The sequence below is a fragment of the Sphingobacterium cavernae genome (genome assembly GCF_008520265.1).
In the GTDB taxonomy this organism is placed as follows: domain Bacteria; phylum Bacteroidota; class Bacteroidia; order Sphingobacteriales; family Sphingobacteriaceae; genus Sphingobacterium; species Sphingobacterium cavernae.
Window position 1 is genome coordinate 231369 of record NZ_VIQM01000025.1, and the last position, 13166, is coordinate 244534.

Below are 13166 nucleotides of genomic sequence, written 5' to 3' on the forward strand. Positions count from 1 at the left end.
TGCGGTGATTTGACAAGCGCTAATAAAGCTTTAATTTAAGCTAAAAACCCTGAAAAAATTATTAATTCTTCTATTTTCTTAATATTTTTTCCAATTTTTTCCCTTTGCCAATTCATCGACTACCTTATCCAAATAACGTACTTTTTGTGTCAATGGATTTACTATATCTTGAATCTTATAGCCACAGATACTTCCAGTTATTAAATGTGCATTTTCATTTAGCTTTGCAGATTCAAAAAATTGTTCAAAAGTTGATTTATCTGCTATATGTTGTTGTAATTCTTGTTCAGAAAAACCAGTCAACCAACATATTACTTCGTGCAGCTCAGCAATTGATCTATCTTTTTTTTCGACTTTAGTGACATAATGTGGATAAACAGAAGCAAAAGTCATTTTAGCTATGCGTTCATCATGATGGCTCGTATCTTTCATAGGCTTTGTATTATTGAAATCAACAAATTACTAATAAGAAATTTATTACTATACAAGGTACAATTCTTCATGCAAATTGTACATTTTTTCTTTAGGTTTGCATGAAAAATACCGTATCGCATAGTCATGGCTATCAAAAGAACAAACTCCACCACAGTACGTAAAAAATCGAACAGCAGAAAATCACCAGTTAAAAATTGGTGGCAGAATACTGTCAAATGGACTTTAAGAATCATTTTAGGATTTTTCGCGCTCACTATATTTTGGGTTATTGCTCTTCGATTTATAAATCCACCAGTGACTTATTTGATGATCAAACGCGGATTTGAATGGAAAGCTGTTGGCAAAGGATTCAAAATTGAAAAGGATTGGCTGGATTATGAAGAATTGTCAACGAATCTCAAAAAGGCTGCTATTGCGGGAGAAGATGCACATTTTATGACTCATAATGGATTTGACACGAAAGCAATCATGGAAGCATTTGAAAAAAATCAAGATGGCAAACCACTGCGAGGTGGTTCTACCATATCACAACAAACAGCTAAAAATGTATTTTTATGGCCCGAAAGATCTTGGGTACGCAAAGGTTTGGAAACCTATTTCACTGCATTGATCGAAATTTTTTGGTCTAAAAAAAGAATATTAGAAGTATATCTGAATGTTATCGAAATGGGGCAAGGTGTTTATGGAGCAGAGGCTGCAGCACAATATTATTTTAATAAATCTGGCAAAAGCTTATCCAAAAAGGAAGCGGCATTGATAATCGCAATTTTGCCAAATCCACGCAAATGGGATGCACGTAGACCTTCTCGCTACGTTAACTCAAGAGCTAATAGCATCGTGAGGTATTTAAATCATTATACGGTACCAGAGTAAACAAAAAGGGAGCTTTTTAGACTCCCTCTTTATACTTTATATAATCTCTATTTCATTAACTTACATTTTTCTTAAACTTCCATAATAGAAATTTGTAGGTTTATCAACTTCTACTAATCCCCCTATATTACTTACCAATGGGTCATTACTTTGTATATAACTCAATTTAAATTTTTTACTTGTACTACCAGGAGTTATAAAAAAGTCTCGAATTGGAGCGAGCTGAGTAGCCCGCGCTGAGAAATTAGAATCGTAAATTGGATTCGACAATACTATTTCCCCCTCTTCACTCATTTTGTAATCATATGTTGCGAGTCCAGTAGCATAAGTTGTTCAATTTGGCTTCACTTGATTTTGAATACCAACCTCCGCTTTTGTTGCGCTTGTTAATTTAAAATAACATTGAAGAATATGACGAGCAGGATTCATAGCATCAAATAATCCCAACGATCTTTCATATGTTGCATTGAAATCGCTTGTGATTCCAAGAGGTAGCACACGATTAATATGAATCGCATTATAGGTTTTATTGTATGCAAAAAGTGTTTCTATTGGAAGGATTGGTTGCGTGTGTTGACTAATTTTGAATTTTTCATTATTAATATCATAAACGTAAAAGTCCTGTCCCTCTAGTACTCCTTTGATAAAAACTTGATCTCCAACTGTAATGGGTACGTTAAAATTCACCCCCCCAATTCATAATTAAATTTCCCTGTAACACTTACAACCGAACCATCAGTGTGTACGTATTGAAATACCACACCTTTAGTAGTAGTCAATACAAATTCCATTAAATTACTTACTCCATTAACATTCAAATAATTATTTTGATGACTTGAAAAGTAATTATTAACAGAATTCACTGAGTTCGTATAGCCGCCTTCTAAATATTGCTTTTGCTCTGCCTCTGATAATTTTACTAATTTTAGAAGATTAGAATATCGCTTTCCTTTTAAAAGTATAGAATTATCTTCTATGGATACTAATTCAAATTCAACGTCACTTTGTAACCCATTACCAGAACTTCCTCCGTTTACTGATGGTGTAGTATCATATCAAATCTCCTTCAAGAGTTTTAGAATTCATTAAATCATCTAAAACTTTTTGATTTTCTTTAGATTCTGACAACCAGAAATGCAATATTTTTAACTCAGAAACATTGCATTCATTATTTAAATATTTAGCTAATATTTTGGACAGGTTAGTTTCTTCTTGGTTCATATATAAATAAGAAACCTAACACAATAAAAGGGGTGACAAAAAAAAACTATTTTAGTAAAAAAAGAAACACCAAGAAATATTCTGGATCTAACTTCGATTGAATGTATTTAAGACCACGAAGTTTTTGAGTCTTTATCGTATTAATACTAATGTTTAATTTTGATGCGATTTCTTTAGATGATAATCCATCAAGATAGTATAGCCTAAAAATTTGTTGACAGGCGCTAGGAAGGTTAGAGATTAATTTATTCACCTCGGCAATAGCCTCCGTTTTAATCATTGCATTATCAAAATCCAAATCAACAATATCTTCAAAAGGTGTCAGTTCATGATATTTTGATTCTACTTTTGCACGTCTATGCCAATTCAATATGCTATTCTTCACAGAAGTATACAGAAATGATTTGTAGACATTTTCATTTGGAGTAATTGTATCAAATTTGGTAAACAAGGTCAAAAAAGCTTCTTGCACAAAATCTTCAGCCATTATGTGATCGCCTAAAAGTGTATAAGCAAAGAAGCAAAGATTTTGGTAATGCTTATCGAATTATTGTTTAACAGATTTGGCTGTAGACATCGATAGATTTATTTTTAACATTTACACAAACATAACGATTTGTTAAAATATAACACACACAGACTTAGGAATTTCTATCATTTTGTAGTTTTCTTTAGAAAAATTTTTTCCTACATCTAAAATAGCAATATAATTTGAATTTTGGTTAGATATAAGTATTTTATTTTCTTTTGGAGAAAAATTTAAGTTTCTAGGGGAATTTCCGTGTACGGAAGAATATTTTTCAAATTTCAGAAGATTATTCTCTTCGACTTTAAACTTGTAAATAAAGTTTGCTGACCCTCTATTGGTAGCATAAATGTATTTCCCATTACTACTCATTTTTATATCCGCTCCTCCATGTTCACCCTCAAACGCTTTAGGAAACATTGGAACTATTTGCTTAGAAATCCAATTAGAATTTGAAAATTGAAACACCTCAATTTCACCAGTTAATTCCAACACACTGTATATTGTATTTTCATCCTTTGAGAATGTCAAATGCCGAGGTCCACCACCAAGCTTAGTCTTAATCTCACTTATTTTCTTTAGTGAATAATTGCCATCTACATGCTCAATTCCAAAAACATAAATCAAATCTGCACCAAGATCGGACACAAAAACTTGCGCTCCATCCTTTGTAAAAAATGCAGAATGTACATGTGATTGCTTCTGACGCTCTTTATTGATACTCGAACCTTTGAATTCTACCAAATCTTCCATCTGCTTGATACTTCCATTTGCATTCAGCGAGAGTAATGCTAAAGAACCACTTGAATAATTTGACACAACTGCTAACGGTTTATCTGGACTTAAAGATAAATGACAAGGATGCATACCAGCAGTTGAGGATTGATTCAAGATAGTATCATTTTTCAAGTCGTAAGATGTTAACATGCCATTTGTATCTTCATTTACTGCATATAGTATATCGCCATTTCTTGCAAGAAAGGATGGATTACTCATGGGAATAGTTTTTACAAACTTGGCATTACCAGATTTTTCTTCGAAATCATATACGTATACCCCCTTACTCTCACTTCCACTAGTATAAGTTCCTACATACATTTTGTGTGTTTGAGCATTTAGATTATTCATATCAAGTAAAACAGTTAATACACACAAAAGGATTAAGAGTGGCGAAGAACTTTTCATAGACTCGTTAAATTTCGTTAAATAGATTATTAGCTTAATTCAAAACAGTATATTCGCAGGTATTGATATATTAAGCTTAATATATAAGTAAGATAGTATTATTCATTTGAATAAATAATGCTTTTATAAATTATTCTAATATTTTTGTACCATAAAATTTGACAAACAATTTAATGAAAAAACTTTTTGGAATACTTTTTATTCTAACGGTATATTTAAATACTTTATCGGCACAAGAAAAATTAGTAGATCGCATAATTGCCACAGTAGGTAATGCAAGTATCTTGCAATCCGATTTAGAAATGGAATACACACAATTTTTGGCACAGGGCAACAAACCTGATGACAAAGTAAAGTGTTATATTCTGCAACAATTACTGACACAAAAACTTTTGGCTCAACAAGCTGTAATTGACTCTATTGAAGTTTCAGAAACGGAAGTGGACGATCAGCTGAATATGCGTATAAGATCTATGGTGCAACGTGCAGGTGGAAAAGAACGCTTAGAAGAATTTTTAAACCGTTCTATTCTCCAGCATAAAGAAGAGATGCGTCCTGCAGTTGCTGAACAGTTAAAAGGAAACAAAATGCAAGGTCAGATCGTCTCAAAAATAGATGTAACACCAGAAGAGGTTAAGAGATATTTCAACGGTTTAAATCCTGACAGTCTTCCTTATTTCAATACTGAGATTGAGTACGCACAATTGGTTATTGATCCTGTTTTGACCAAAGAAGAAAAAGATCAATTTAGAAAGAAAGCTGAAGGTTACCGTCAACAAGTATTAAATGGATCTGACTTCGGAACGATTGCAAGACTATATTCTGAAGACGGCTCAGCACCATATGGTGGAGAATTAGGTTTTAATACCCGTGAAAATTGGGTGAAAGAATTTTCTGCAAATGCATTTAGATTAAAAAAAGGTGAAATTTCTCCAGTGTTTGAAACACAATTTGGTTTTCACTTTTTACAAGTGCTTGAGCGTAGAGGTGAAGAGGTAAACGTGAGACACATATTGATCAAAAAACAAGCTACCATAGAATCCCTAAATCGTGCTAAAGCAAAAATTGATAGTATAGCTAATTTAATTGCTACTAAAAAATTGAGTTTTAATCAGGCTGCTTCCATCTATTCTGATGATCAAAATACAAAATATGCAGGAGGTATAGTATCTAATATGGAGGACCGTTCTACATTAATCCCTGTAGATCAATTGGACGATGTCGAAGTATTTAATGCTATTGACCCATTGAAAGAAGGTGAAATATCGAAACCAATTGTTTATACAGATAAAAGATTAGGCGAAAAATCATACCGTATTTATTACTTACGTTCGAGAATCCCTCCACATAAAGCGAATATGGAACAAGATTTTGCCAAAATCAAAGAAGCTGCAAGACAAGATAAAGTAAACCGAACGCTGAGCGAGTGGTTTGAAACACGAAGAGAAACAACTTATATAGACGTGAATCCAGAATTCATGTCATGTGAAGAGTTAAAAATTTGGACAAAACCGACTAAAGAATTAGCGAGTAAATAACAAAAAAAGATGAGGCTTGAATATATTTTCAAGCCTCATCTTTTTTATATATCAAAAAATATTAACGTTCAAACATCATTTCGAGAATCACTCGCCATTGGAAATCATCTTTCAATTGCCAAACACGAATGTAGTTAAATTTGACTGCTTTATCCTTCGTGTGTATTGTCGCAGTTCCTTGTGAATACGCATACTCACCGCTATACGCACGACCAACTTTTAAAGGCTCAGTTACGATGTCTATACGCTGCTTTTTGATGAAGTTAACGACATTAGTCTTACCTTCAATTTCGTTTTGCCACGGATAATAAAAGCGAACCTCATCCGCCATAAATTCTTTATATGCAGCCTCAGTATCACGTTTTGATATAGTTGAAAACAATTGATCTGTTGATGATATAATATCTTCTCGTTGTTTTAATCGAACTTGTGAACGATGCTTCAAATACCAAGAATCATCAGGCTCTTGATAGGTTAAATCTTTAGCTTTCTGTTTTCCGTAATTCTCTACTTCTGCGCGAAGATCAACTTTCCACACGCCTTTCTTATCACGTTTCCAAATCGTTAAATACTGACCATAACGTTTAATAGCGCCAACTTTTTGGAATTCTAAATTTCCAGAAGTCACACCAAATTCCAAACTTTTGGAAACCAAAGCAAAATTTGGCTCCCAACTCAATACATCAGGTATATTGGGTCTATTATTTAAATAATTAAAAGCATTGACCTCCGAAGGCACATAGAAAGATGAAGTCTTATCAATAATAGATGAAAACGCAGCATGAGGCCCTTCAGCTTTTGCTATAATAGCAGCATTGCGATCTGCAGTGATTAATCCGCCTACTTTTTCAGGCAGTTGAGCAAATAATACTTGCCCAGGGATCAAAGCACATGCAAAAGATACGGTTTTAAGAATTGTAGAATACTTCATCAAAAATCATTTGCAATCTCCTAATCAAATCTTATTCCAAAGTGTTCCGTCTTTGCTATCTTTTAATTGAATACCAATAGCGTTTAGCTCATTACGAATTTTATCCGAGGTAGCGTAATCTTTATTTGTCTTGGCTTCATTGCGTAATGAGATAACTAATTCCATCAACTTGTCGACACTTTCATTATCAGCACCCAATTGATCGTCCTTTAATCCCATGATATCAAAAACGAAGTCATTTAATAAAGATTTTATTTTCGATAAAGTCGCTTCATCTACTTGCTGTTTTCCATCGTAGATCGAATTAATCAAACGCACCAAATCAAATAATTCTGCAATTAATACAGGCGAATTAAAATCATCATCCATTGCTGCATAACAGCGCGCTGTCAAAGCATCCAAATCCACATCAATATTTGACTTAGATGAAGGAACAATCTTTTCTAATAACGCAATAGCATTCATCAGACGCTTGTATCCCTTCTCCGCTGCATCTAAAGCATCATTAGAAAAATCCAATGTACTTCTGTAATGCGCCTGCAACATAAAGAAACGCACCGCCATTGGCGAATAACCCTTATTCAATAATGGATGATTCCCCGTGAACAATTCACCCGGCAAGAAACCATTACCTGCTGACTTGGACATACGCGCTCCATTTACAGTTAGCATATTCGTATGCATCCAGTATTTTGAAGGCGTGGTATGATTACAAGCTTGCGATTGTGCAATCTCATTCGTATGGTGCGTAGCAGCCAAATCCATTCCACCACCGTGGATATCAAATTGGTCACCCAAATATTTGCGACTCATCGCCGAACATTCGATATGCCAGCCTGGAAATCCTACACTCCAAGGAGCTGGCCAACGCATAATATGCTCTGGCTTTGCTTTAATCCACAGTGCAAAGTCTAATCGACCTCTCTTCTCATCCTGACCACCTAATTCTCTTGTATTATTTAATAAATCTTCAAGATTGCGATTGGTCAAAATTGTATAATTGTGCTCTTTGGTGTATTTGTCAACATCAAAATAAACCGTACCGTTTACCTCATAAGCATAACCATTTGCAATGATTTGCTTCACCATTTCGATTTGCTCGGAAATATGACCCGTGGCAGTAGGTTCAATGCTTGGCGGCAAAGTGTTGAACAGGCGTAACATATCGTGGAAACCAATCGTATATTTCTGCACGATTTCCATTGGCTCCAACTGCTCTAATTTCGCTTTTTTAGCGAATTTGTCATCGCCCTCATCATTATCACCTTCCAAGTGACCAGCGTCCGTAATATTACGAACGTAGCGCACTTTATACCCTAAGTGAAGTAAGTATCGGAATATTAAATCAAATGAAACGAAAGTTCTACAATTTCCTAAATGTACATCACTATAAACGGTAGGACCACATACATACATCCCTACAAGATTTGGGTGTATCGGCTCAAACTTTTCTTTTTTACGTGTTAATGTATTATAAAGTACCAGATTGTGTTGCATATAGAACTCTAGCTTGCTTGATTTATTAAATTATTTTTGTCTGAAATATACTTGAATAGGAACACCCGTGAAATCAAAATTCTCACGTAATTTGTTCTCTACATAACGTTTGTACGGATCTTTGATATACTGTGGCAAATTACAGAAGAAAGCAAACATTGGTGCTTTTCCTGGCAATTGCGTGGCGTATTTCACTTTGATGTATTTCCCTTTGATAGCTGGCGGCGGGTAATTTTCAATTACCCCCAACATTACCTCATTTAATTTCGAAGTAGGAATTTTTTTCGTTTTGTTTTTGTGTACTTCCATTGCAACTTCCACTACTTTGAAAATACGTTGTTTCTCTGTCACTGACGTGAAAATAATGGGAACATCTGTGAAAGGTGCAATTTTTTCTCTGATACGCGCTTCGAATTCTTTCATTGTTTTATGGTCTTTCTCAATGGTATCCCATTTGTTGATCACAATTACAATTCCTTTTTTATTTTTCTCCGCCAAATGGAAGATATTGATATCTTGTGCTTCGATACCGTCATTCGCATCCAACATCAACACTACGACATCCGAATCCTCTAATGCGCGAATTGTACGCATCACCGAGTAAAACTCGATATCTTCGTTTACTTTACTTTTACGACGAAGACCTGCAGTATCCACTAGCAAGAATTCGTGACCAAATTGGTTGTAATGTATTTTGATGGTATCACGTGTCGTACCTGCGATATCCGTTACAATATTACGATCTGTACCTAATAAAGCATTCGTTAATGAAGATTTACCTACATTCGGACGCCCCACAATTGTTACTTTTGGCAAATAATCTTCTTCTTCCTCTTCTTCTGGCTCTGGAAAATGTGATACTACCGCATCCAATAATTCTCCTGTACCCGAACCTGTCGCTGAAGATACATTGTATACTTCACCTAATCCAAACGCATAAAACTCGGAAGAATCATGGTGCAATTTAGCATGATCTACTTTGTTGGCAACTACATATACCGGCTTTGACGTACGACGCAGTAAATCTGCAATCTCATCATCCAAATCTGTAATACCAGTTTTCACGTCCACCATAAAGATGATTACAGACGCTTCTTCAATAGCGATATGTACTTGATCACGGATAGCTTCTTCGAAGATATCATCCGAACCGTGTACAAAACCACCCGTATCTATTACGGTGAATTTCTTACCGATCCACTCGGCTACCTCGTAATGACGATCTCGCGTTACACCACTAAAATCATCAACGATTGCCTTTCTACTTTCCGTAAGGCGGTTAAATAAAGTCGATTTTCCCACATTCGGGCGACCTACAATTGCAACAATGTTTGCCATATTTTTCTAAATAAATTAATCTCGCGCGTTACCATCCCGGCAACTCATTTCAAAATGAAATATAAGGCACAAAGTTACATAAAATAGATTGTATTATTTTCAGGGAATTGACAATCGGATAGGAGGAACGGGATTAATTCCCGTTCCGACCTTCCACAGCACCGTACGTACCGTTCGGTATACGGCGCTTCCCTAAGTTGTAACACAAACTCGCTTGTATTCTGCTAGTAAAGACGGGTATCCCAGGTGTTTAAGATAATCGTTGGAAAGAGTGGTTGACAGTATCCAACTTTTTGCTGTATGCCAGTAACTTTTCCTTGTGTTAGCCCATTCATACGCCTTGTACTTACTTACACCTAGTTGCACCAGGTTCAAGATTTTAGTCTTGGTTCGTTTCCATTGTTTCCATTTGACCATACGTAGACGGCGACGGTACCATTTATCCATATCCCGGAGACTAACTACCCATGTCCGCGAGTTTAAAGTAGTGCATCCAGCCTGTGAGGTATTCCCTAAGGTAGAGAATTCGCTGTTCGTCGCTCCAACCCCGACTACGGCCGGTTAATACTTTAATCTTCGCTTTCATCTTCCCTAGACTTTTAGGGTGAATACGTAAGCGCGACTCCCCTCTGTAATTGTAGAAACTATAGCCTAGAAATTTAATCTTGGATACATGACGAACGACGCTTTTCTCTTTATTGACTTTAAGTATCAGCTTACCTTCAACAAATTTTGTGATCGATTCCATAACCCGTGAGGCACTCCGTTTACTACGACAAAGTATCATAAGGTCATCAGCGTAACGTACAAATTTGTGTCCTCGAGATTCCAGTTCTTTATCCAGTTCATCAAGCATAATATTGCTCAAAAGTGGGCTTAGTGGGCCTCCTTGAGGTACACCTTCTGTAGTTACTTTAGTCCTTCCGTTTATTTCTACACCTGCTCTCAAGTATCGATGGATAAGTGAGATCAGTCTTCCATCTTTGATCGTGCGTGATAATAATTCAATCAGTTTACTGTGATTCACAGTATCGAAGAACTTCTCTAAGTCCATGTCTACGGAATAATTATACCCCTGTTGAATGTATGACTTGCATTTGAGAAGCGCTTGATGCGCGTTGCGACCCGGACGAAAACCATAGCTGTGGTCACTGAATTCAGGTTCGTAGATTGGTGTCAGGATTTGACTAATGCCCTGCTGGATGAGCCGATCAACTACTGTGGGGATGCCCAGCATTCGCGTTGACCCATTGTCTTTAAGAATTTCAACACGTCTTACTGCAGAAGGGTAGTAACTCCCTTGCTTGATGGATGTTAAAAGTTTCTCCTTATGCTCTCTAAGATAATCCACAAGGGATTCGACGCCCATCTTATCGATACCTCCAGCACCACCATTACCGACAACTTGTACATAGACAGCATTTAAGTTCTGACGGTCAAGAAGTTGTTCTAACAGTTCATCTACTCGTGTGTTTGTGTCTGTGAGGCTCTTTTCAATCATCCTAATAAAAGTCTGCCCTCCCACATAGCATTCGGGTTCCGGCCTATTCTTTTGTGATCAGGTTGATAAACGTTATCAATTTTCTGCATTCTGTCCTTCATTAGGTAATTCTCAATGTATTGATCACTAACTTAAGGTTCATTCCTTCCTTGCTTTGCCGTAAGCAAGTACTACGAAATCGGCTGACTTCTCACAGCTAGCTTTAATCCTTGCTTCTGAAAAAAAAACTTCCACAAGTCTGTGAGATCTCCCCGGGTAAGAACGATAACTTTCCTCTCATGTGTCTGCTACATTTACCTTGATGCTTCTGTACAGTATAGGACTTTAGTTTGTTTGGCAACCTCATCCAGCAGCTTAGGCCTTATATGTAGTTTCTGTCCGTCAGACCGAGAGTTTGCCTAATGCTTCCTTCAGATTCCACCTCACGATGGACACCCTTGCCTTCGGCTAACACTTCCAACTGTAATGGCGTGTTCGGGACTTGCACCCTAGAGTTATCGCCCATGCCGGGCGCACAACAAAAATACCAGCTAAGTGCTTAGCTGGTATTTTTATACTATATATCTACGAATTAAACACGTTTCAGGAAGATTAAATAGTTTTAGTCCATAGGTTTAGTCAAAAACTCAGGATCTTGCGAAGCCATCTCGTCAAATTCGCCTTCCCATTTGGACACTACAACAGTAGCCAAACAGTTACCAATCACATTTACTGAAGTTCGTGCCATATCCATTAATTCATCAATACCCAATATCGCAGCAATAACGAATGTCGGCAAACCAAACTGATCTGCAGTAGCAATCAATACGATCAATGATGCACGAGGTACAGCAGCTACACCTTTGGATGTAATCATTAAGGTAAATGCAATCATTAATTGCTGACCAATGCTAAGATCAATTCCTGCCGCTTGTGCAACGAATATTGATGCCAATGAAAGATACAACGATGTTCCATCCAAATTGAAACTATATCCTGTCGGAATTACAAAAGACACAACTTTCCGCGGCACACCAAAACGTTCCATATTTTCCATTGCCTTTGGTAATGCAGCATCCGAACTTGTCGTTGCAAATGCAATTGACACTGGTTCTTTTATAGCTTCAATAAACTTCTTTAGAGGAACCTTCAAGTATAAAGCAATTGGCAATAAAATTAAAAACAAGAAAGCTAACAGCGCGATATACAAACTCATTAACAGCATAAATAAGTTCTTGAGTATGTCTACCCCGAGATGACCTACGGTATAAGCCATCGCTGCTCCAACGCCGATTGGCGCAAAAAGCATGACCAAATTCGTGAACTTAAACATGGCTTCAGAAAGACTTTCGGTAAAATCAACTAAAGGTTTCCGCTTTTTTTCCTCTACCATAGCCAATCCAATACCAAATAACACACCGAAAATTACAATCTGCAAAACCTTGTTTTCATACACAGATTTAACAATGTTCTCCGGAAATGTATCACGCACAAACGCATTAAATTTATACACCCAATGCACATTTTCACTTATATGTGTAAGTGCTTTTTCGTCAGCAGCTGATACCGCCGAGGTAGTTGGCAGTTCTTCATGCGGCATATTTGCTACATCTATGCCAACACCTGCTTCTGTGATATTAATAACCGCAAGTCCAATAAAAATCGCACAGGTCGTAGCGCAGAAAAAATACAACATTGATTTCCAAGCCATACGTCCAACTGACTTTAAGTCAGAATGTCCCGCAATACCAAAAACTAATGTTGCAAATAAGATTGGCCCTACAATGGTCTTTACCAACTTAATGAATCCCTGACTAAGGGGCTGCATTGAGATTGCCAAATTAGGAAAATCCAAGCCCACAAACACTCCTAACACCAAACAGGTCAATATCCAAGTTGTCAAATTGCGACGAACTAAAGCATTCAATGTCAACACAGCAGCTGAAATCCATCGAACCGCTACCATAACATCTGGAGAAAACGCAACTAGATTAAATTCGTACAATAAGGTGATAATAATGGCAATGGTTATCGTAATCAGCATTACATAACCTACGTTCTTTTTTGACATTTAGTAGAATTTTAATGTTCAACAAAAATATAAAAATACCTAAGTAACACAAACAAAAAAGGCACGATTAG

General features: G+C 36.4%; 12 protein-coding genes and 2 pseudogenes. 2 read left to right on the top strand and 12 right to left on the bottom strand.

Annotation, left to right across the window (positions count from 1 at the left end):
• Positions 1-78: 78 nt before the first annotated feature.
• Positions 79-432: a DUF2200 domain-containing protein gene (locus FLS47_RS04895; protein ID WP_149913267.1), complete on the bottom strand. Its 354-nt coding sequence runs from the start codon at positions 430-432 to the stop codon at positions 79-81.
• Positions 433-558: 126 nt separating this feature from the next.
• Here FLS47_RS04895 and mtgA point away from each other — a divergent pair, with 126 nt between their 5' ends.
• Complete coding sequence (gene mtgA, locus FLS47_RS04900) at positions 559-1308, top strand: monofunctional biosynthetic peptidoglycan transglycosylase (protein WP_149913268.1); 750 nt, start codon at positions 559-561, stop codon at positions 1306-1308.
• A gap of 60 nt (positions 1309-1368) precedes the next feature.
• On the opposite strand, the gene FLS47_RS04905 is transcribed toward mtgA, so the two are convergent.
• The 6 genes and pseudogenes from FLS47_RS04905 to FLS47_RS04925 all read right to left on the bottom strand — a co-directional run bounded on the left by FLS47_RS04905 (position 1369) and on the right by FLS47_RS04925 (position 4183).
• A complete protein-coding gene (locus FLS47_RS04905) occupies positions 1369-1602 on the bottom strand; it encodes a hypothetical protein (protein ID WP_149913269.1) in 234 nt (77 codons plus the stop codon).
• 39 nt (positions 1603-1641) lie between these two features.
• Positions 1642-1995 (bottom strand): hypothetical protein, encoded by a 354-nt coding sequence (locus FLS47_RS04910; protein ID WP_149913270.1) that lies wholly within the window; start codon positions 1993-1995, stop codon positions 1642-1644.
• Positions 1992-2342: pseudogene (locus tag FLS47_RS18935) on the bottom strand (DUF4302 domain-containing protein); the annotation flags it as partial. The gene FLS47_RS04910 and the pseudogene FLS47_RS18935, both read right to left, overlap by 4 nt.
• A gap of 16 nt (positions 2343-2358) precedes the next feature.
• Positions 2359-2529 carry a hypothetical protein gene (locus FLS47_RS18225; protein WP_188347354.1) on the bottom strand — a complete coding sequence of 57 codons (171 nt, stop codon included), beginning with the start codon at positions 2527-2529 and terminating at the stop codon, positions 2359-2361.
• A 46-nt stretch (positions 2530-2575) separates the two neighbouring features.
• A pseudogene (locus FLS47_RS04920) lies at positions 2576-3064 on the bottom strand (RNA polymerase sigma factor); the annotation flags it as partial.
• Between the two features lie 84 nt (positions 3065-3148).
• Complete coding sequence (locus FLS47_RS04925; RefSeq protein WP_188347355.1) at positions 3149-4183, bottom strand: lactonase family protein; 1035 nt, start codon at positions 4181-4183, stop codon at positions 3149-3151.
• A 230-nt stretch (positions 4184-4413) separates the two neighbouring features.
• Here FLS47_RS04925 and FLS47_RS04930 point away from each other — a divergent pair, with 230 nt between their 5' ends.
• Positions 4414-5778 (top strand): peptidylprolyl isomerase, encoded by a 1365-nt coding sequence (locus FLS47_RS04930; protein ID WP_149913274.1) that lies wholly within the window; start codon positions 4414-4416, stop codon positions 5776-5778.
• Positions 5779-5839: 61 nt separating this feature from the next.
• On the opposite strand, the gene FLS47_RS04935 is transcribed toward FLS47_RS04930, so the two are convergent.
• The 5 genes from FLS47_RS04935 to FLS47_RS04955 form a co-directional block, all read right to left on the bottom strand.
• Complete coding sequence (locus FLS47_RS04935) at positions 5840-6709, bottom strand: DUF4440 domain-containing protein (protein ID WP_149913275.1); 870 nt, start codon at positions 6707-6709, stop codon at positions 5840-5842.
• A 24-nt stretch (positions 6710-6733) separates the two neighbouring features.
• Complete coding sequence (cysS, locus tag FLS47_RS04940) at positions 6734-8206, bottom strand: cysteine--tRNA ligase (RefSeq protein ID WP_149913276.1); 1473 nt, start codon at positions 8204-8206, stop codon at positions 6734-6736.
• A 30-nt stretch (positions 8207-8236) separates the two neighbouring features.
• Complete coding sequence (der, locus tag FLS47_RS04945) at positions 8237-9544, bottom strand: ribosome biogenesis GTPase Der (protein WP_149913277.1); 1308 nt, start codon at positions 9542-9544, stop codon at positions 8237-8239.
• Positions 9545-10001: 457 nt separating this feature from the next.
• A complete protein-coding gene (ltrA, locus tag FLS47_RS04950; protein ID WP_223225131.1) occupies positions 10002-11045 on the bottom strand; it encodes a group II intron reverse transcriptase/maturase in 1044 nt (347 codons plus the stop codon).
• Positions 11046-11646: 601 nt separating this feature from the next.
• Positions 11647-13095 (bottom strand): dicarboxylate/amino acid:cation symporter, encoded by a 1449-nt coding sequence (locus FLS47_RS04955; protein ID WP_149913278.1) that lies wholly within the window; start codon positions 13093-13095, stop codon positions 11647-11649.
• Positions 13096-13166 lie beyond the last annotated feature (71 nt).